The 18,663-nt window shown below is 68.0% G+C and carries 17 protein-coding genes and 1 pseudogene; 9 read left to right on the forward strand and 9 right to left on the reverse strand.

From position 1 onward, the window contains the following. Positions 1–84 precede the first annotated feature (84 nt). The 4 genes from iolD to GDR74_RS02790 all read left to right on the forward strand — a co-directional run bounded on the left by iolD (position 85) and on the right by GDR74_RS02790 (position 3,984). Positions 85–1,932 carry a 3D-(3,5/4)-trihydroxycyclohexane-1,2-dione acylhydrolase (decyclizing) gene (iolD, locus tag GDR74_RS02775; RefSeq protein WP_152584873.1) on the forward strand — a complete coding sequence of 616 codons (1,848 nt, stop codon included), beginning with the start codon at positions 85–87 and terminating at the stop codon, positions 1,930–1,932. A gap of 24 nt (positions 1,933–1,956) precedes the next feature. Continuing rightward, on the forward strand, positions 1,957–2,841 hold the full coding sequence (gene iolE, locus GDR74_RS02780; protein ID WP_152584874.1) for a myo-inosose-2 dehydratase: 885 nt from the start codon (positions 1,957–1,959) through the stop codon (positions 2,839–2,841). 12 nt (positions 2,842–2,853) lie between these two features. Continuing rightward, the gene (iolB, locus tag GDR74_RS02785) at positions 2,854–3,657 is read left to right on the forward strand and encodes a 5-deoxy-glucuronate isomerase (RefSeq protein ID WP_152584875.1); all 804 of its coding nucleotides are present in this window, start codon (positions 2,854–2,856) and stop codon (positions 3,655–3,657) included. 117 nt (positions 3,658–3,774) lie between these two features. After that, positions 3,775–3,984 carry a hypothetical protein gene (locus GDR74_RS02790; RefSeq protein ID WP_152584876.1) on the forward strand — a complete coding sequence of 70 codons (210 nt, stop codon included), beginning with the start codon at positions 3,775–3,777 and terminating at the stop codon, positions 3,982–3,984. 6 nt (positions 3,985–3,990) lie between these two features. Here the strand turns inward: GDR74_RS02790 and GDR74_RS02795 are convergent, their stop codons facing one another. Together GDR74_RS02795 and GDR74_RS02800 are read right to left on the reverse strand one after the other, a co-directional pair. Next, positions 3,991–4,290, reverse strand: a complete 300-nt coding sequence (locus GDR74_RS02795) for an HlyU family transcriptional regulator (RefSeq protein ID WP_152584877.1) — start codon at positions 4,288–4,290, stop codon at positions 3,991–3,993. 72 nt (positions 4,291–4,362) lie between these two features. Then, positions 4,363–5,169: an MBL fold metallo-hydrolase gene (locus GDR74_RS02800; protein WP_152584878.1), complete on the reverse strand. Its 807-nt coding sequence runs from the start codon at positions 5,167–5,169 to the stop codon at positions 4,363–4,365. A 135-nt stretch (positions 5,170–5,304) separates the two neighbouring features. Here GDR74_RS02800 and kynA point away from each other — a divergent pair, with 135 nt between their 5' ends. Next, positions 5,305–6,165, forward strand: a complete 861-nt coding sequence (gene kynA / locus GDR74_RS02805; protein WP_152584879.1) for a tryptophan 2,3-dioxygenase — start codon at positions 5,305–5,307, stop codon at positions 6,163–6,165. A gap of 16 nt (positions 6,166–6,181) precedes the next feature. Then, positions 6,182–7,363 carry an aminotransferase class V-fold PLP-dependent enzyme gene (locus tag GDR74_RS02810; RefSeq protein WP_152584880.1) on the forward strand — a complete coding sequence of 394 codons (1,182 nt, stop codon included), beginning with the start codon at positions 6,182–6,184 and terminating at the stop codon, positions 7,361–7,363. Positions 7,364–7,399: 36 nt separating this feature from the next. Here the strand turns inward: GDR74_RS02810 and GDR74_RS02815 are convergent, their stop codons facing one another. From GDR74_RS02815 to GDR74_RS02840, 6 genes and pseudogenes are all read right to left on the reverse strand, one after another. Beyond that, positions 7,400–7,738 carry a hypothetical protein gene (locus tag GDR74_RS02815; protein WP_152584881.1) on the reverse strand — a complete coding sequence of 113 codons (339 nt, stop codon included), beginning with the start codon at positions 7,736–7,738 and terminating at the stop codon, positions 7,400–7,402. A 106-nt stretch (positions 7,739–7,844) separates the two neighbouring features. After that, complete coding sequence (locus GDR74_RS02820) at positions 7,845–10,016, reverse strand: hypothetical protein (protein ID WP_152584882.1); 2,172 nt, start codon at positions 10,014–10,016, stop codon at positions 7,845–7,847. After that, on the reverse strand, positions 10,007–10,432 hold the full coding sequence (locus GDR74_RS02825) for a hypothetical protein (RefSeq protein ID WP_152584883.1): 426 nt from the start codon (positions 10,430–10,432) through the stop codon (positions 10,007–10,009). The genes GDR74_RS02820 and GDR74_RS02825 overlap by 10 nt, the downstream gene beginning before the upstream one ends. Before the next feature lie 310 nt (positions 10,433–10,742). Further along, positions 10,743–11,542: pseudogene (locus tag GDR74_RS02830) on the reverse strand (IS5 family transposase). Between the two features lie 848 nt (positions 11,543–12,390). Continuing rightward, positions 12,391–14,193, reverse strand: coding sequence for a DNA helicase RecQ (gene recQ / locus GDR74_RS02835; protein WP_152584884.1), 1,803 nt, complete (start codon positions 14,191–14,193; stop codon positions 12,391–12,393). Then, positions 14,190–15,464 (reverse strand): BaiN/RdsA family NAD(P)/FAD-dependent oxidoreductase, encoded by a 1,275-nt coding sequence (locus GDR74_RS02840; RefSeq protein ID WP_152584885.1) that lies wholly within the window; start codon positions 15,462–15,464, stop codon positions 14,190–14,192. The genes recQ and GDR74_RS02840 overlap by 4 nt, the downstream gene beginning before the upstream one ends. A gap of 156 nt (positions 15,465–15,620) precedes the next feature. Here GDR74_RS02840 and GDR74_RS02845 point away from each other — a divergent pair, with 156 nt between their 5' ends. The 3 genes from GDR74_RS02845 (at position 15,621) to GDR74_RS02855 (ending at position 18,252) form a co-directional block, all read left to right on the forward strand. Continuing rightward, positions 15,621–16,079 (forward strand): CAP domain-containing protein, encoded by a 459-nt coding sequence (locus GDR74_RS02845; RefSeq protein ID WP_152584886.1) that lies wholly within the window; start codon positions 15,621–15,623, stop codon positions 16,077–16,079. Between the two features lie 139 nt (positions 16,080–16,218). Then, complete coding sequence (locus GDR74_RS02850; RefSeq protein ID WP_152584887.1) at positions 16,219–17,997, forward strand: SLC13 family permease; 1,779 nt, start codon at positions 16,219–16,221, stop codon at positions 17,995–17,997. Positions 17,998–18,051: 54 nt separating this feature from the next. Next, positions 18,052–18,252, forward strand: a complete 201-nt coding sequence (locus GDR74_RS02855) for a hypothetical protein (protein ID WP_152584888.1) — start codon at positions 18,052–18,054, stop codon at positions 18,250–18,252. A gap of 48 nt (positions 18,253–18,300) precedes the next feature. Here GDR74_RS02855 and GDR74_RS02860 read toward each other — a convergent pair whose 3' ends face one another. Continuing rightward, positions 18,301–18,555 (reverse strand): hypothetical protein, encoded by a 255-nt coding sequence (locus tag GDR74_RS02860; protein ID WP_194164610.1) that lies wholly within the window; start codon positions 18,553–18,555, stop codon positions 18,301–18,303. Between the last annotated feature and the right edge of the window lie 108 nt (positions 18,556–18,663).

The raw sequence follows: 18,663 nt of genomic DNA on the forward strand, positions 1-18,663 counted from the left end.
CGAAGATCGTTCCAGACTCCGCGCCGCCCGAGCCATTCCGATGACGAACGACCCGACGCCTTCCCGATTCGAACAGGAGCTTGCATGAGCACGATCCGCCTCACCATGGCCCAGGCCCTCGCCCGCTTCCTCGCGGCGCAGAAGGCAGACATCGACGGCGAGATTCTCCCCCTCTTCGCCGGCGTCTGGGCGATCTTCGGCCACGGCAACGTGGCGGGCCTGGGAGAGGCCCTCTACGGGGTGCGCGACAGGCTCCCCACCTACCGCGCCCACAACGAGCAGGGCATGGCCCACGCGGCCATCGCCTTCGCCAAGGCCTCGCGCCGCCGGCGCATGATGGCCTGCACCACCTCCATCGGCCCGGGCGCCACCAACATGGTGACGGCCGCCGCCGTCGCCCATGTGAACCGCCTGCCCGTCCTGCTCCTGCCGGGCGACGTCTTCGCCAACCGCCGTCCGGACCCGGTGTTGCAGCAGATCGAGGATTTCTCGGACGGAACGGTCTCGGCCAACGACTGCTTCCGGCCCGTATCCCGCTATTTCGACCGCATCGCGCGGCCGGAGCAGATCGTTCCCGCCCTCCAGCGCGCCATGGCCGTGCTGACGGACCCGGCCGAATGCGGGCCGGTGACGCTCGCCCTGTGCCAGGACACGCAGGCCGAAGCCTACGACTATCCGGAATCGTTCTTCGCGGAGAAGGTCTGGACGCCGCGCCGGCTCCGCCCGGACCGGACGGAGCTCGCGGAGGCGGCGCGGATCCTGAAGGGCGCGAAGAAGCCCTTCGTCGTCGCCGGCGGCGGCGTGCTCTATTCCGGCGCGGAGAAGACCCTGTCCGACTTCGCGGCCCGGCACGGGCTCCCCGTCGGGGAGACGCAGGCGGGCAAGTCGAGCCTCGCCCACGACGACGCGGCCAATCTCGGCGCCATCGGCGTGACCGGCACGGGCGCGGCCAACGCGCTGGCGGAGGACGCGGACGTGATCCTCGCGGTCGGCACCCGCCTGCAGGATTTCACCACGGGCTCCTGGGCCCTGTTCAAGAACCCGGGCCGGCGCATCGTGGCGCTGAACGTCCAGCCCTTCGACGCGACGAAGCATGGCGCGGCTTCCCTGGTGGCGGATGCGAGAACCGGCCTGGAGGAGCTCGGGGAGGCGCTCGGCACTTGGAAGGCGCCGGAGGCATGGACGGCGAAGGCCCGGGACGGGAAGGCGCGCTGGTTCGAGGAGGCGGCGCGGTTCACCGACCCGACCAACGCCGCGCTGCCCTCCGACGCGCAGGTGATCGGCGCGGTGCAGCGCAACGCCCGGCCGACCGACGTGGTGGTCTGCGCCGCGGGCGGCCTCCCCGGCGAGCTGCACAAGCACTGGAAGGCCGCCCAGGCCGGCGGCTACCACATGGAATACGGCTATTCCTGCATGGGCTACGAGATCGCCGGCGGGCTCGGCGTGAAGATGGCGGACCCGGGCCGCGACGTCACCGTCATGGTGGGCGACGGCTCCTACCTGATGATGAACTCCGAGCTGGCGACCTCGGTGATGCTCGGCCTGAAGCTCACGGTCGTCCTCCTGGACAACCGCGGCTACGGCTGCATCAACCGACTGCAGCGGGCGACCGGGGGCGAGAGCTTCAACAATCTGCTGCGGCATGCCCGCCACGTGACGCTGCCCGACATCGATTTCGCCGCGCATGCCGCGAGCCTCGGCGCGAAGGCGATCAAGGTGAAGGGAATCGGCGAACTGGAGAGCGCGCTGAAGGAGGCCCGGAAGGCGGAGCGCACCACGGTGATCGTCATCGACACCGACCCCCTCGCCTCCACCGACGCGGGCGGGCACTGGTGGGACGTGGCCGTGCCCGAGGTGTCGGCGCGGCCCCAGGTGAACGAGGCCCGCCGGGCCTACGAGAAGGCCCTCGCCGCGCAGCGGGTGGGCGACTGAACCGACGAACGAAAGAGAACGAACATGACGATCCGTATCGGGGCGAATCCCATTGGCTGGTCGAACGACGACATGCCGGAACTCGGCGGCGAGACGCCTCTCGAAGTGTGCCTGGCCGAGGCGAAGGAAGCGGGCTTCGAGGGCATGGAGCTCGGCAACAAGTTCCCGCGCGAGCCGGAGGCGCTGAAGAAGGCGCTCGCGCCCTTCGGCCTCGCCTGCGTGTCGGGCTGGTACTCGGCAGAGCTGCTCATCCGCGACGCGGACGCGGAGATGAAGGCGCTGCGCCCGCATCTCGACCTGCTCAAGGCGATGGGCTCGAACGTCCTCGTCTTCGCGGAAACCTCGAACGCCATCCACGGCGACCGCTCCAAGCCCCTGTCGCAGCGCCCGGTGATGAAGCCGGGCGACTGGGCGGAGTTCGGCCGCCGGGTGACGCAGGTCGCCGAGCGGACCCTTCAGGAGGGCGTCCGCCTCGTCTACCATCACCACATGGGCACCATCGTGGAATCGGAGGCCGACATCGACGCCTTCATGGCCGCGACCGGCGAGGCTGCCCATCTCCTCCTCGACACCGGCCACGCCACCTGGGGCGGCGCGGACCCCGCCGCCCTGGCCCGCCGCTACCGCAGCCGCATCAGCCACGTGCACACCAAGGACGTGCGCAAGAGCGTGATGGAGAAGTCGCGGGCCGAGAACTGGAGCTTCCTCGATTCGGTGATCGAGGGCGTCTACACCGTTCCCGGCGACGGCATGGTGGACTTCGTCTCCGTGTTCCGGGAGCTGCCGGGCTACAGCGGCTGGGTGGTGATCGAGGCGGAGCAGGACCCCAAGAAGGCCCATCCCCTCACCTATGCCAAGATGGGCTATGCCAACCTCACCCGCTTCCTGAAGGAAGCCGGGCTACGGTAGAGGAGACACACGATGCCGAACCTCCTGGTCAAGCCGTCGCGGCCCGACGCGGACGGGCGGATCCATGCGGTCACGCCGGAAACCGCCGGGTGGACCTATGTGGGCTTCGAGGTCTTCCGCCTGAAGGCGGGGCAGAGCCTGCACCGGGAAACGCACAGGCGCGAGGCCTGCATCGTCATGCTCTCCGGGCGCGCCCGCGCCTCGGCGGCGGGCCAGGATTTCGGCACCATCGGCGGACGCTCCTCCCCGTTCGAGCCGGACCCGTGGTCCCTCTACGTGCCCGCGCGCTCGGAATGGACGCTGACGGCGGACGGCGACTGCGAGATCGCCGTCTGCACCGCGCCCGCCGAAGGCCGGCTGCCGGCGCGCGTCATCCGTCCCGAGCGGGTCGGGCAGGAGACGCGCGGCAAGGGCACCAACACCCGGCACGTGCGCAACATCCTGCCCGAGACGGAGCCCGCGGAAAGCCTGCTGGTGGTGGAGGTCATCACGCCGCCCGGCCACTGGTCGAGCTATCCGCCCCACAAGCACGACCGCGACGCGCTGCCGGACGAGTCCCTCCTGGAGGAGACCTATTACCACCGCCTCAACCCGCCGACCGGCTTCGCCCTGCAGCGGGTCTACACGGACGACCGCTCCCTCGACGAGACGCTCGCGGCGAGCGACGGCGACGTGGTGCTCGTGCCCAGGGGCTACCACCCCGTCGGCGCGCCGCACGGCTACGAGCTCTACTACCTCAACGTGATGGCCGGCCCGAAGCGGATCTGGAAGTTCCACAACGACCCGGCGCACGAGTGGATGCTGGCGAAGGCGTGACCGGCGGTTTTCCGCACGGGCGCCGACAGGCGGCGGGAGGGGCCGGTTCAAAATGTGCCCACATTCCCATGTGATTCCCCTGTGACGGTCCGCAGGACCGTCACAGGGAGAGTGCACATGACCCGTCCGGGATGGATCGCCGCCGGTCTCCTCGCGCTGCTCGTGGGCGGCTGCGCCGTCTACGGCTCGGCCGAGACGGCGACATTCCAGATCGAGGGCGACACGGCGCGCGTCACGGCCGACCGCTGGGAAGGCGGCATCGCCTGCGGGCCGGGCGTGGCTGCCGGTCCCTGCGCCGCGGGCTCCGTCCGCGAGGGAATCCGCTGAAGGCGGTCAGGAAAAGATCCGGTCGCCCTGCTCGTCGATGATCTGCCGGGCCTTCGTGACCGCGAACGCGGCGGCGTCCTCCCGGCTCGCATGGGTCTCGGCCCGCACGAAGCGGTGTTCCTTCACGCCTTCCGGAAAATCCTTCTCGATGATCCCGGCCGTCTGGAACTGGCCCCGCGCCGGATAGGGGGCGGGCCGGATGCGGTAGCCCTTGTACGCAACGGCCTCGGCGGGAGGCTCCTCGCGGCTCTCGGAGCGGCCCTTGCCGGCGAGGCGGGACAGGAGATCGGATAGGAAGGATGCCATGGACAGCGCTGAACTCCTGCGACGACCGGACGGTCATAGCATGTCCGGCCGCCGCGCCGTCAATGCGGCCGGTCAGGAAATCAGCTCCACGTAGCGCCGCACGGAGCGCTCCACCACGGCCTTGGCGTCGGCCTTCACGTCCTTCCCCGAAAACGCGCCGTAGATCCGGTCGAAGCGGAGCGGCGCGAGTCTCTCCCCGATCCGCAGCACCTCCCGCGCGGGCAGCGGCATCATGTTGGGATAGCTCCACAGGAAGCTGACGCGGCGCACGTCCGCCGCCACCTGGACGATGTCGCCGGACAGGAGCACTCCGGCCCCGTCCCCGGCCCCCTTCCAGTGCAGGACCGTCCCGCCGGGAAAGTGGCCGCCGAGCCGGATCAGCGTCGCGTCCGGCAGGATGTCGAGGGAATCGCCCTCCCAGAAGCGGATGGCTTCGGAGGGGCGCATCGCCCATTCGCGGTCGGCCGCATGGAGATAGACAGGCACGTCGCCGAAGGCGCGGCTCCAGTCCTGGACGGTGGTGTAGTAGTGCGGGTGCGAGACGGCGATGGCCGCGAGGCCGCCCAGCGCCCGGACGATGGCGACGGTCGCCTCGTCGAGAAGGGCGATGCAGTCCCACAGGACGTTCCCCGCCGCCGTGCGGACCAGGAAGGCGCGCTGGTTGATGGCGAAGGCCGGCACGGTCTGGAGGCTGTAGAGGTCCGGCTCGTGCAGCTTCCAGGCATTGGCATGGGATGCGGCGAGCCTCTCCCGCGTGGTCCAGCCCTGCCCGGAGGCCGGAACGTATTGCCGCTCGTCGTCGCAGACAGGGCAGGCCGCGGGCGGCGTTTCGGCAGGCGGGTACGAGGTCCCGCAGGCGGAGCAGAGGAAGGTCGGCATGGCTCGGATGTTCCCTTACAGGACGTGCAACCTAGCCGTTCGCCTTCTCGGATCAAGGTCGCGGGCGGGTTTTACATCGCGAATCCGATTCCCTAGGATCCCCCGACGTCATTCGCATGCGGCGAGGAGGGTGTGATGAGCGCTGAGAAGAGCACGGCGGATCGCGATGCGTCGTCGCCCGGCACGGAGGGCATCCATACCGACTTCTCGGGCGGCATGAGCTATGGCGACTACCTGCACCTGGACACCCTGCTCTCGGCGCAGGTGCCCCTGACCGGCGAGCACGACGAGCTGCTCTTCATCGTCATCCACCAGGTGAAGGAACTGTGGCTGAAGCTCTTCAACCGCGAGCTCGACACCGCCCTCGTGCACATCCGCGCGGACGAGCTGCAGCCGGCCTTCAAGTGCTGCGCCCGCATCAACCGCATCCAGGAGCAGCTGATCCAGGCCTGGACGGTGCTCTCCACCATGACGCCGTCCGACTACCTGCGCTTCCGCCCGGCCCTGGGGCGCTCCTCCGGCTTCCAGTCCTGGCAGTACCGTCTGGTGGAGTTCAAGCTCGGCGCGAAGGACGCCCTGAAGATCGCGCCCCACCGCCACAGGCCGGAGATCGCCGCGATGCTGGACGAGGCCTACCGCGCCCCCGGCCTCTACGACGAGGCCCTGCGCCTGCTGGCGCGGCGCGGATACCCGGTGCCTCCGGAAGTCCTCGAGCGGGACGTGACGCAGCCCTACGCCGCGCATCCCGGCGTCGAGGCGGTGTGGGAGGAGATCTACCGCCACTCGGACGAGCATTTCGACCTCTACGAGCTCGCGGAGGAGCTGGTCGATCTGGAGGACGCGTTCCAGCAATGGCGCTTCCGGCACATGAAGACGGTGGAGCGCATCATCGGCATGCGCCGCGGCACCGGCGGCAGCGCCGGCGTCGCCTATCTCAAGCAGGCCCTCGACCGCTCGTTCTTTCCGGAACTCTGGTCGGTGAGAACCAAGCTCTGACGGAACGGAGACCGCCATGCTCGACCTGCGCGCCCATTTCTCCCGCTTTCTGAACGCGGATCCCGACCGGCTGCACTTCGCCGCGCACAGCCACCACCCCTGGCCCGACGTGACGCGCAACGCGCAGGCGGAGGCATGGGACGACGCGGCGCGCCTCATGGACGACAAGTGGGAGCGCATCCTGGGACCCGTGCTGGAGGAGTTCCAGCACCATGTGGCGGGGCACCTGCGCCTGCCGGACCCGGCGACCGTCGCCGTCGCCCCGAACACCCACGAATTCCTGCGGCGGATCCTGTCCTGCTTCCCCGCGCGAAGCCCGGTCCGGATCCTGACGTCGGACGGCGAGTTCCACTCCTTCGCGCGCCAGGTCGCGCGGCTGGAGGAGGACGGCCTCGTCGTCGCGACGCGCGTTCCGGCCGAACCCTTCGCCACCTTCGACGACCGCTTCCGCGCCGCCATGCGCGAGGGGCACGATCTCGTCTTCGTCAGCCAGGTCTTCTTCAATTCGGGCTTCGCCGTCGACATCGACGCCCTCGCCGAGGGCGCCGGCGACGCCATGCTCGTCATCGACGGCTACCACGGCTTCATGGCGCGCCCGACGGACCTGTCCCGCCTCGCCGGTCGCGCTTTCTACATCGCGGGCGGCTACAAGTATGCCATGGCCGGGGAAGGCGCATGCTTCATGCACTGCCCGCCGGGCTGGGGAATGCGGCCCCGCGACACCGGCTGGTATGCGGCCTTCGGCAATCTCGCCAGGGCGCAGGAGGGCAAGGTCGCCTACAGCGAGGACGGGTGGCGCTTCATGGGCTCGACCTTCGACCCTTCGGGGCTCTACCGCTTCAACGCCGTCATGCGCTGGCTGTCGCAGCAGGCGGGGATCGCCGTCGCGGCCATTCACGATCACGCCCTTGCCCTTCAGAGGCGCTTCCTCGACGGCCTCGGCCCGGCATCGGGCCTCTCTCCCGACGCCCTCGTGGTGCCGGCGGACGAGACGCGCCGCGGCAACTTCCTCACCTTCGACATGCCGGACGCGCAGCCGACCTACGCGCGGCTGAAGGCCCTGAACGTGGTGACCGACGTGCGCGGAAACCGCCTGCGCCTCGGCTTCGGCATCTACCAGACCCCCGAAGAAGTGGACGCCCTCCTCCGCCGCCTCGACGGCGCCGCCGCCGGCGGCAGGCAACCGGCGGCGGGTTGACGGACCTGCTTGGGAGTGGAGACACTGAGCAGTTGTTTAGGCCGTGTGGACGGATTTGATGAGGATGAAGCTGAGAGCAGGGGCGACGAAGGAGCCGTAGTTCTTTTCGGTCTCCTCGCAGCGTAAAGCAAAGCGCTTGAAGCGCTTGAGTTGGTTCAAGGTCTGCTCAATGCTAACCCGTCCGCGGTCGAGCAGCCTCTCAAAGTGCGGACTGTCGCTGTTCAGACAATAGTCCAATGGGCCGCCGTCCCGGTCGGCCTTGTGGATCTTGGTCGAGAAGCCACGCCGGGAGCGGCCGGGGCCTGGCGGCTCTGGCTCCGTTTGCGCCAGCGGCCGAGACATGGTCCGCACGATGGTGGAGGCGAACACCTGCACCGGATGCGCCGTGCATCGCTCGACCCAATCCGTCCACACAGACTGGACATTCCAAATGCAGAAGGGCGCTATCACGCGCCCTTCTGCTGCGATTATCGATGCATGTCTACTTCGCAGCAGCGCGCCAGCGGGAACTGAACTTCGAACCGACCTGCCAACGCCGTACAGCTTCCTCAGAATCATCGCATGATACGGTAATCGGATCCCTCAGGTGGTCGAACTCAGCATCAACCACTACGCCAAGGAAAAAGCAGACAGCATCCCTCCGGCCTAGGGGCTTGTTCTGCAGCAGCAGTTCGGTACGGACAATGACTGCTTCCACTTTGCGGTTGTTCCAGTCAGCGTCCCCGAAGTCCACTACGGCATAGGACTTGCTCTCGAGTTCCCAGCGGTCCCGGGTCAATTGCTTGACAACGCGGGCGAAGCCGGGAAAGAGCTCTGCCGTCTTGCCGAACACGCCGTCCCCGCGCTTGTCCCCGCTGGCCTTCACCTCGGCCAGGAAGGTATCGATCATGCCAGAGATTCGGTCCTGTGCTGCGCGGGCGAAGGAACGGTTGCGCGCCTGCAAATCCCGCTCGATGTTTTCGCGTTTAACCGCCTCGTCGAGTGCTCGCTGCTTTAAGATGGCTTCCTCCTGCTGGAGAGCCTTGCGTGCCGCCTCTTCCCTGGCCATGAGGTTGGCCATTTCAGAAGCCTCGGCCTGTATAACAGCCCTGATATCAAGCGGATCAATCCACATAGGCGCCACGACATAGTCGAGACGCTCTCGCTTCATTGCCTTTATGACGTCGGCAAGATCCTTGGCTGAAGCGTAGATCGCGTTGCACTTGCGTGTCTGAAAATCGGCAAAGGCGTTGTCGAGGGACGTCTTGGTAAAGACAATATCGCTGGTCGAGACATTAAAGACTGTACCTGTCCTCCTCGTAACCGCGATCTGGTGCGCCTCAGAATCCTCAGAAACCGTATGGCAGATCCGTCCCTGGCTTGGGTTCGTGAAAACAAGACCAAAGCCCGAGCTCTTGCCATTGAGGATTTGGGCCTCAAGAGCCGCTGAACTCTCCACCTCGTTTTGAAACGCCTTCATCACCTCTGCGCCGGGGATGGACGCCAACAGACTGAAGTTGGTCTCCACCCGCCGCACGACTGACGAGACATAGGCTAGGGGCTGCGACAGAAGTCCAGCGCGCTGGAAGACGAGGATATCGTAGCCTTCCATGCCATCGATGGGACACGCAGACTGTGAGATCCTGACGCTTTCGACGTCTAGCTCCTGCCTCTGGATCTGAGCCATGGCCAAGCGCTCGAGGTCTCTGATCCGATCGATGCTCCTGTCCTGCGCAAAGCAGATCGTCGGCTTGCGATCCTTGAAAACCAGATCGCCACGCAGGCTCTTAACGATGCGGCCGGATGCGGTGTTGTAAAGGAAGACCAGCTCTTCCTTCTCACCGTCGACAAGAAAACGCGTGCGGTCTGTGATGCCGAGATTTCGAGCGAGCGCCGATTGAGGATCCTCCGATGTTTTGGGCGTGTTCTTCTCTGTCCATGCCAACATGGCGGAGTTGTAATCGTCGGTCAGACTCTTCTCCCGAACGAAGCGGGAAAAATCTCCATTGACGCGGTTGAGCCCGCTCAGGGAGCGCTCCTTAAGTGCTTTAGCGAGTTGCTCACCGAATTTCGTTAGATCCGCCGTGTGCTGGGACAGGATATTGGCTGCGACATAGAACTGGATAAAGGCAATGTTCTTGTCGGCTTCCAGGGCCGCTTCGGATATACGCCGGTCGAGAACCTGCTGCCGCTCGTCGGCAAAGCGCCTCATGAAGATCGCAAAACCTGGATCCTCCTTAAACATCGCTTCGAGGCGGCGCTGTCCGTTCTGTGCTTCCTTTAAGTTCTGGGATTCGACAGCGGCTTTGGTAGAGACTGCGGCCTTCGCAATTTCTGCGAGGTTTACCGGGCTGCCGCTCGCCGCAACCTGCTTCATGTACTGGGAGAGGTCGTTCAGAAAATCAGCGATTTCCTGCAGTTCCTTGCTGCGGCCTGACCCGCCTGCCGCGGCATCCGCCTCCGCCTGCTTGAAACGATTGTAGAACTCGGGAGGCACACGCTGCCAATTCGCTGAGGCCGACGTTTTACAATAATGGTTGCCGTTGTCGGCACGCGCGCAGGTGCGGAAGCCGTCGAGGGAAAATTCCTGGGCTTGGGAAGTCGAGAGGAGTCCATAAAGGCCTCCTCCGACGAGAGCGGCTGCCGCGAGACAGCGGTGGAGGCTCAGGCGCATTCTGTGCGTTCCTCGGTAGAAGGTTTGCCCTGGAAGGTGATTGTCTCCTGGATTGTCCGGCAGACCTTGCCATCGGGCATCTTGTCAACCTTGGCGACCTTGATCGAACCAGTTGCTTCCTTGCTCTTCCAGGTAGTGGTTGAGCCTGCGGGCTTGCGCTTGGCAGTCGTGACCGCCTTCTGACGCTGGGTTTTCGACTGGGCGTCCATATTGGCAAGAATTTGCCCGAGAACTGCACCGACGAGCGCACCGGCGATTACGGCTCCGGGCTTACCCCTGCCCATGGCAGCGCCGACAGCGGCACCTCCAGCCCCGCCTAGCAGCGCGCCAAAGGGATTCTGCTGTGCATGTCCGGGAACAACGCTCCCAAGAAGCAACGAGCCAACGACAGTGGCCGTCGTCAGGAATTTATACATAAAAGCCCCCATTCCTTTTCTATTTGCCTTAAAAAAGCCTACATCTAGCCTGTTTGCGGACACAATAGGACTTAAGGGAACCTCACCGTTTTTATTGAACTTCGTTTCGGCATTAGATGCCCAGTTGAGGCATCCACTTCAGGCCAAGCCCATGATCGTACGCAAATCCGAATAACAAGGAGCGGCTTGCCTTCGGTCGCCCCCAGCAAAGGACCTGGAGCACCGTTAACCTCACAACATTCTTCGGCAGAGTGTCCTTTCTGGAAGCTCCGCAAGGCGGTCGATACGTTGTTAGAGCCTGTTTGAGAAATCAGGGATGAGCGTTTCTTGGTATGAGATTTCCGCCCATTGCGACGAGGATCATGGCGTGTGAGACGTCGATGCGGCGCTCGTAGTCGCGCACGAGCCGTCGCCAGCGGATCATCCAGCCGAAGGTCCGCTCCACGACCCAGCGGCGTGGCAGGATCTCGAAGCCCTGAGCGCCGTCACGTCGGCGGACGATCTCGACGATGAAGTCGAGATAGGCAGCCTTGTCCATCAGCTTGAGCCTGTCATAGGCGCCGTCGGCGAACAGGTGCTTCACCCAGGGCCAGCGCTTGCGGATGGCGTCGAGGATGGCTTGCGCACCGGCGCAGTCGGAGATGTCGGCCGGGGTCAGGTTGACCATCAGGAGGCGCCCGTCGGTATCGACCGCGATGTGGCGCTTGCGGCCGACGATCTTGCGGCATGGGGAGCCTTGACCGACTGGCCGTCGATCACGGCCGCCGTCGGGCTTGCCTCGCGTCCGGACCGCTCACGATCCAGCATCAGCTCGACATCGTGGATGGTTTGGAACAGGAAGCGGCGGGCCAGTTCGCAGAACCAGCCATAGACCGTGCGCCGGTGCCCGAAATGGATCGGCAGCATCCGCCAGCCGCAGCCTGAGCGCACCAGATAGCGCACCGCGTTGATCGCCTCCCGGAACTCCACCTCACGCGGCCGGCCACGCCGACCCGGTTTGGGCATGAGCGGCGCGATCCGCGCCCATTCCTCATCCGTCAAATCGGACGGATAACGCTTTGTCTTCCGGGCGATCTTGGCCATCCGGCCCCGCTGCTCTGGTGTCCACATCCAGAGCCTGAATCACAGCCAGCGCCCAACAGGAATCCCCTCAGCGCGATTTCCCAAACACGCTCTTAGACGCAGCGGCCGCCGCCGTCCGGACAGGCGGGCCCTGAACAGCGCCCCGCGACGGCAACGGCTCTCCCGCTGCGCGTCCCGGCAAGGCGCGCCCGCAGCAATGTTCCGCTTTCGTTCTTGACAGCGACACCAAGCTCGGCTATATCGTAACGCATCCCGTCCCGCCGAGGGGCGCGCTCGCGAGGCGTCGCCGAATGCGGGGACGGGACCGGTCCCGCGCCCGCGCGCCACGCACGCGCCGGCCGCGGGCGGCCCCGGCAGTGCCGGGGCTCCGGGCCGTCCGGCGCCGCCGGCGTTCGTCAACGCCGCCCCGCGTCCGGGCCATCCCCGGAGCCTCCGCCGCCGGTCCGCCGGAAAAGAACCGGGCGCGATGACGCTGCGGCTCATTGCCTTCACCCCTTCCTTCCCCCGAGCCGGAGCGATCCTCGTGCCCCCTCGACCCCGCCGCCCCTCCGGGCCCACGCGCCCGGAGGACGCGGCGGCGTGCGTGCTTCTCACGGCTCAACTCCGGCGGCATGGCCGGGCCGGTCCGGGAGGACGGCGGTGCGCGGGAAGCGCGACGCGTTCCCTTCCCCGCCGATCACGCGTCGCCCCGGGACCGGCTCTTCCGGTGCGCAAGCCGGGACCACCCGGCTTGCGCTGGGGAGGGGGAGAGGGCGCGGCGGCGCGGCCCGCGCAATCCGCGACCCGGGGAGGGAGAGAGCAAGAATCGAACAGCAGCCGACCCGATGACGGGGTGCGGGTGGAACGACGGGGTGCGACAGGCCGAGGACCGGGCTTCAGCCGGCGTGCTCGCGGATGACGGCGAGGAACGCGTCCCCGTAGCGGTCGAGCTTCGCCTGGCCGACGCCGTGGATCTCGCCGAAGGCGCGCAGGTTCGCGGGTCTCTGCGCCGCCATGTCGACGAGGCTGCGGTCCGAGAAGATCACGTAGGCGGGCACGCCCTCCTCCTTGGCGAGGCGGGTGCGCAGGGCCTTGAGGGCGACGAGGAGGGGATCGTCCCCCGGCACCGCCGCGTGCGCCTCGAAGGCGGCGCGCCGGCGCCGGCGCTCGCGGGGCTTCATCAGCACGTCGGAGCGCAGCTCGATCCGCTCCTGGCCCTTCAGCACCGCGACGCCCTTCTCGGTGAGGGTCCAGCGCCCGTACTCGGTCAGCTCCAGGCTCACGAGCCCGGCGGCATAGATCTGGCGCAGGAGCGAGCGCCATTCGGCCTTCGAGCGGTCGGCGCCCACGCCGAAGGTCCTGAGCTGCGCATGGCCGAAGCGGCGGACCGCCTCCGTCTCCTCGCCGACGAGGATGCTGATCAGGTGCTCCGTGCCGAACCGCTCGCCGGTGCGCACGATGGCCGAGAGGAGCTTCTGCGCCTCCACCGTGCCGTCGAACGACATGACGCCGTCGATGCACAGGTCGCAGTTGCCGCAGGGCTCCGCGCTCTCGCCGAAATAGGCCAGCAGGGTCTGGCGGCGGCAGCGCGGCGCCTCGCACAGGGCGACCAGCGCGTTGAGCCGCTGGCGCTCGACGCGCTTCTGCTCGTCGGAGGATTCGCTCTCCTCGATCTGCAGCCGCCGCAGGCGCATGTCGTCGAGCCCGTAGAGGGTGAGCGTGTCCGCCGCCTCGCCGTCGCGCCCGGCGCGGCCGATCTCCTGGTAATAGGCCTCGATGGACTTCGGCAGCGCCGCATGGGCGACGAAGCGCACGTCCGGCTTGTCGATGCCCATGCCGAAGGCCACCGTCGCCACCATCACGATCCCGTCCTCCTGCAGGAACATGTCCTGGTTCCTGGCGCGCTCCGCCTGCGCCATGCCCGCGTGATAGGGCAGGGCGCGATAGCCGGCCTGGGACAGGGCGTCGGCAAGCTTCTCGGTGGAATCGCGCGACGAGCAGTACACGATGCCGCTCTCATGGCGGTGCTTGTCGAGGAAGGAGAAGAGCTGCCGGCGCGTGTTCTCCTTGGCCTGCATGGCGAGCCGCAGGTTCGGCCGGTCGAAGCCGTGGATGAAGAGGCGCGGCTCGCCCTCGAACAGGCGCTCCACGATGTCGCTGCGCGTCGCCACGTCCGCCGTCGCCGTGAGCGCGATGGTCTGCACGCCGCCGAGGCGGCGGCGCACGTCGCCGAGCAGGGCGTATTCGGGCCTGAAGTCGTGTCCCCACTGGGAGACGCAGTGGGCCTCGTCGATGGCGAGGAGGTTCACCCCGGCCCGCGCCAGCCATTCCGGCGCGCCGGTATTGGCGAGGCGTTCCGGCGAGGCGTAGAGCAGGCGCATCCGCCCCTCGCGGACCGCCTCCGCGACCCGGCGGTTCTCCTCGGCGTCGTTCGCCGAGTTCAGGCTCCCCGCCTCGATGCCGAAGTGCCGCAGGGCGGCGACCTGGTCGCGCATGAGGGCGATGAGGGGTGACACCACCAGGGTGAGGCCCTGCCGCGCCAGGGTCGGCAGCTGGTAGCACAGGGACTTGCCGGCGCCGGTCGGCATGACGGCGAGCACGTCCTCGCCCGCGAGGACCGCGCGCACGATCTCCTCCTGGCCTTCGCGGAAGGAGGGGAAGCCGAAGACGTCGTGGAGAATCTGGCGCGGATCGATCACGGATGCCCTGTGGCGGAAGGGCCGGGCCGGGTCAATGCGGCATCGGGAATCCCCAGAAAGCGCAGGACGCCCTTCGCCGCGGCGACGCCGGTCGCGAAGCTCGCCTGGAGCAGGTAGCCGCCCGTCGGCGCCTCCCAGTCCAGCATCTCGCCCGCCGCGAACACGCCCGGCATGCGGCGCAGCATCAGGTCCCGGTCGAGTTCCGGGAGGGGCACTCCGCCCGCCGTCGAGATGGCGCGCTCGATGGGCTGCGCCCCCGTCAGCACGAGGGGTGCGGCCTTCACGAGCGCCGCGAGCGCCTGCGGGTCGGCGGGCAGGGCGGCCCGCCCCTCCCGCAGCAGGGCGACGGCGAGGGGCGGAAGGCCGGCCGCCTTGCGCAGGAACGTGGACAGGGACTGCCCGCGCCGGGGCTTCTGCGCGAGCCGCTGTGCGAGCGCCTCGAGGGAAAGGTCCGGCCGCAGATCGATCCGCAGGACGGCCCGGCCGTCGCGGAGAAGGGCGTCGCGCAGGGGAGCCGAAAGGGCATAGACCGCGCCGCCCTCGATGCCGGAGGCCGTGACGACCGCTTCGCCCCGCACGCGCCGCCCCTCGAAGGCGAGGGCGATTCGCTTCAGGGGCTCCCCCTCGAACCGGCTGCGGACCGCCTCGGACCAGTTCACCGCGAAGCCCATATTGGCCGGAAGGAGCGGCGACACGGGGATGCCCCGTGCCCGGAGGAGCGGCGCCCACGCCCCGTCCGAGCCGAGGCGCGGCCAGCTCGCGCCGCCGAGGGCGAGGATCGTGGCGGCGGGCGCATCGGCGATGTGGCCGCCTTCCGGGGTTGCGAACGCGAGCCGGCCCTGCGGATCCCAGCCTTCCCAGCGATGGCGCAGGAGAAACCGCACGCCGAGCCCCTCCAGCCGTCCGAGCCAGGCGCGCAGGAGGGGAGAGGCCTTGAAGGCCCTGGGAAACACCCGCCCGCTCGATCCCACGAAGGTCTCCTGCCCCAGGCCGTGGCTCCAGGCCCGCAGGTCGTCGGGGGTGAAGGCCTCCAGGATGGGGCGCAGGACGGGTGCGGCCTCCCCGTAGCGGCCGACGAACCGGTCGAAATCCTCGCTGTGCGTCAGGTTCAGCCCGCCCCGCCCGGCCATGAGGAGCTTGCGCCCCAGGGAGGGCATCCGGTCGTAGACGGTCACGCTCAGGCCCGCGCGCCCGAGGACCTCGGCGGCCATCAGGCCGGCGGGGCCGCCGCCGATCACGGCGACGCGGGGGGAGGAGGGGGAAGGGGACATGCGATGAGCTGACGCGGGCGGCATTCTGGACCCTCGGGCGGCGTCGTGGCATGCAGCGCGAGCGTCCGGTCGTGCTCCACATGACCGGCGCGACGGTCTTTTGCAAGGGGAGCGGCGAGGAACGCCGCCGAAGGAATTTCAAAAGGGGTGTTTCCAATGCGGGCTTTCGTTCTTTGCCTTCTGGGCGCGCTGGCGCTTGCCGGCTGCGCCACCGAACTGCCGCGGACGAGCGAGGTTCTGACGAGCTCCACGAAGGATGCCGCCGCCGCGGCCTCCCTGATTTCCGCCTACCGGGCCTCCAAGGGGCTGAGCCCGGTCGCGGTCGATCCGCGCCTGAACGAGGCGGCGGAATACCAGGCCCGCGCGGTCGCCGCCGCCGGCACCCTGAGCCATGGCAATTTCCCGAGCCGCATGGGCCAGTTCGGCATCCGCGGCCACGCCGCCGAGAATCTGTCGGCCGGGGCCGAGACGGTGGAGGCGGCGATCAGGCGCTGGCAGGCCTCCGCCGGCCACAACGTCAATCTCCTGATGCCCCAGGCCCGCTACATCGGGCTGGCCCGCGCCGATTCGAAGAGCCGCTACGGGCGCTACTGGGCCCTGGTCCTCAGCCAGTAGCCGGAAGCGTCTCCCGGAACGGCGGAAGCGGAAAAGGGACCCCGGAGCGGCTGGCGGTCCCATGGCACGCGACCTGCCCCGAGGGGGCACAAAGAGAGGCGTTGCGCGTTAAGGCCTCGGTCCTTAACCTGCGCGCTTCATGACATATTCCCAGATCCTCGCCTTCGCCGTCGTCGCCGGGATGATGGCCCTCTTCGTGTGGGGCCGTTTCCGCTACGACGTGGTGGCCGCCGCGTCGCTCCTGGTCTCGGTGCTCGTCGGCATCGTTCCCGCCAACAAGGCGTTCTCGGGGTTCAGCGACGACATCGTCATCATCGTCGCGAGCGCGCTCCTGGTGAGCGCTGCGGTGGCCAGGTCGGGCGTGCTCGAGGCGGGTCTCAACCGCATCGCGCCGTACCTGCGCACGACGCAGATCCAGGTGGTCGCCCTCGTCGCCATCGTGACGCTCCTGTCGTCCTTCGTGAAGAACATCGGCGCCCTGGCGATGATGATCCCCGTGGCGTTCCAGATCGCGCGGCGGGCCGGCACGCCTCCATCGAGCTTCCTCATGCCGATGGCCTTCGGGTCCCTCCTCGGCGGCATCGTGACCCTGGTCGGCACCTCGCCCAACATCATCGTGTCCCGGGTGAGGCAGGAGATTCTCGGCGAGCCGTTCCAGATGTTCGACTTCACGCCCGTCGGCGCCGGCATCGCCCTGGCGGGCGTGATCTTCCTCGCCTTCGGCTACCGGCTACTTCCGAAGGGGCGCAAGGGCACCGTCTCCCTGGACGAAGCCCTCAACATCACCGACTACGTGACGGAGGCGCGGGTGAGGCCGGAGTCCGAGGCCGTCGGGCTCACGGTGGCGGATCTGCACCAGATGGCCAACGGCGAGGTGAAGGTCGCCGCGATCATCCGCAACGAAACCCGCTCGTCGAGCCCGCTGCCCGATGCCGCGATCCGCGAGAACGACGTGCTCCTCCTGGAGGGCGAGCCCGACGCGCTGGAGAGCCTCGTCGCCCGCGCGGGGCTGAAGCTCAGTCACGAGCACCGGCGTCCCGAGACGGACGAGGCGACGGACGAGATCGGTGTGATCGAGGCCATCGTCGGCCCCAACTCCGTGCTCACCGGAGTCTCGGCGGAGCGGATCGCCCTGTACCGGAGGTTTCAGGTCAATCTCCTCGCCGTGAGCCGCAGCGGAGTGCGGTTCAACGAGCGGCTGCGCTCCATCACCCTGAGGCCCGGCGACGTGCTCGTGCTCCAGGGCAATCTCAAGCGCCTGCCGGACACGCTCAAGGACCTGGGCTGCCTCCCCCTCGCCGAGCGGGAGATCCGCCTCGGCAACGCGCGCCGGAGCTTCCTGCCGCTCGCCATCCTCGCCGGAGCGATGGCCCTCGTCGCCGTCGACGTCCTCCCCGTGGCGATCGCCTTCTTCGGAGCGGCGGTCCTGCTCGTGCTGTTCGGCTCCATCACCCTGCGCGAGGCCTACGAGACCATCGAGTGGCCGATCATCGTGATGCTCGGGGCGCTGATCCCCGTCAGCGAGGCGATCCGCACGACCGGCGGGACGGATCTGATCGCCGCCTGGCTCTCGTCCGTCGCGCAGATGCTGCCGCCGACCGGCGCCCTGGTGCTCATCATGGTCGCGGCCATGGCGGTGACGCCCTTCCTGAACAACGCGGCGACGGTGCTCGTGATGGCGCCCATCGCCGCGAGCTTCGCGAATCAGCTGGGATTCCGGCCCGACGCGTTCCTGATGGCGGTGGCCATCGGCGCGGCCTGCGATTTCCTCACCCCCATCGGCCACCAGTGCAACACCCTGGTGATGGGACCGGGGGGCTATCGTTTCGGCGACTACTGGCGCCTCGGCCTGCCGCTCTCGGCCATCGTGATCGTCGTGGGCATCCCGCTCATCATGCTGTTCTGGCCCCTGCGGTAAGGAACGGACTTTCCGAACGTCCGTTAGCCCCGAGGAGAAGACGAGGACAGCGCCATGACCCGAGGACCCGGCCCCTACGATCCGCAGCCGCAGCCGCAAACCCCGCCGCCGAACCCCGTGCTTCCCGGCCACACGCCGACGGAAGTCCCGGCCGGCGAGCCGACCGAGATCCCCGCGACCGATCCCGACCTTCCGCCGGCGGAGCCCACGGTGCCCGACCCCGGCAGCCCGCCCAATCCCGGGCCTGTCGCATAATGGAAAAAGCCCGGCATTGCCGGGCTTTACGTTCGAGGGCGTCGGGTCTCAGTGCAGCGCGGCCGTGAGGAGCAGGGTCAGCCCGGCGGCGGAGGAGGTCAGCGCCACGATCATGGACCAGCAGTGGAGGCGGTCCCGCTCCTCCTGGTTCAGCAAGCTGCGGAGCCGGGCATCCGACCGGCCGAGGATGAAGCTCCGGTGCCGGGCCGGACGCGGCCTCGCGGAGAGGCCGGAGGCCGGGAACGATCGGTCGAGGCGGGAATCGAAGCTCATGGAAATCGCGGCGTTCGAGGGGCAGGTCATGAGCCACCCTCGCGCCGGAGGAATGAACGCCGGGTAAAGCGCCGGGCGAAGCCGCAATCGTCGTAAACCGTTTCTTTCCGCCGGAAGCCGGGAAAGCTCTCCCGGCGG

It is taken from the genome of Microvirga thermotolerans (assembly GCF_009363855.1).
GTDB classification, from domain to species: domain Bacteria; phylum Pseudomonadota; class Alphaproteobacteria; order Rhizobiales; family Beijerinckiaceae; genus Microvirga; species Microvirga thermotolerans.

What these genes read in the sequence shown, in the direction of transcription:
- iolD (WP_152584873.1), top strand. Translation starts at nt 85, where the DNA reads ATGAGCACGATCCGCCTCACCATGGCCCAGGCCCTCGCCCGCTTCCTC.
- iolE (WP_152584874.1), top strand. Translation starts at nt 1,957, where the DNA reads ATGACGATCCGTATCGGGGCGAATCCCATTGGCTGGTCGAACGACGAC.
- iolB (WP_152584875.1), top strand. Translation starts at nt 2,854, where the DNA reads ATGCCGAACCTCCTGGTCAAGCCGTCGCGGCCCGACGCGGACGGGCGG.
- GDR74_RS02790 (WP_152584876.1), top strand. Translation starts at nt 3,775, where the DNA reads ATGACCCGTCCGGGATGGATCGCCGCCGGTCTCCTCGCGCTGCTCGTG.
- GDR74_RS02795 (WP_152584877.1), bottom strand. Translation starts at nt 4,290, where the DNA reads ATGGCATCCTTCCTATCCGATCTCCTGTCCCGCCTCGCCGGCAAGGGC.
- GDR74_RS02800 (WP_152584878.1), bottom strand. Translation starts at nt 5,169, where the DNA reads ATGCCGACCTTCCTCTGCTCCGCCTGCGGGACCTCGTACCCGCCTGCC.
- kynA (WP_152584879.1), top strand. Translation starts at nt 5,305, where the DNA reads ATGAGCGCTGAGAAGAGCACGGCGGATCGCGATGCGTCGTCGCCCGGC.
- GDR74_RS02810 (WP_152584880.1), top strand. Translation starts at nt 6,182, where the DNA reads ATGCTCGACCTGCGCGCCCATTTCTCCCGCTTTCTGAACGCGGATCCC.
- GDR74_RS02820 (WP_152584882.1), bottom strand. Translation starts at nt 10,016, where the DNA reads ATGCGCCTGAGCCTCCACCGCTGTCTCGCGGCAGCCGCTCTCGTCGGA.
- GDR74_RS02825 (WP_152584883.1), bottom strand. Translation starts at nt 10,432, where the DNA reads ATGTATAAATTCCTGACGACGGCCACTGTCGTTGGCTCGTTGCTTCTT.
- GDR74_RS02840 (WP_152584885.1), bottom strand. Translation starts at nt 15,464, where the DNA reads ATGTCCCCTTCCCCCTCCTCCCCCCGCGTCGCCGTGATCGGCGGCGGC.
- GDR74_RS02845 (WP_152584886.1), top strand. Translation starts at nt 15,621, where the DNA reads ATGCGGGCTTTCGTTCTTTGCCTTCTGGGCGCGCTGGCGCTTGCCGGC.
- GDR74_RS02850 (WP_152584887.1), top strand. Translation starts at nt 16,219, where the DNA reads ATGACATATTCCCAGATCCTCGCCTTCGCCGTCGTCGCCGGGATGATG.
- GDR74_RS02855 (WP_152584888.1), top strand. Translation starts at nt 18,052, where the DNA reads ATGACCCGAGGACCCGGCCCCTACGATCCGCAGCCGCAGCCGCAAACC.
- GDR74_RS02860 (WP_194164610.1), bottom strand. Translation starts at nt 18,555, where the DNA reads ATGACCTGCCCCTCGAACGCCGCGATTTCCATGAGCTTCGATTCCCGC.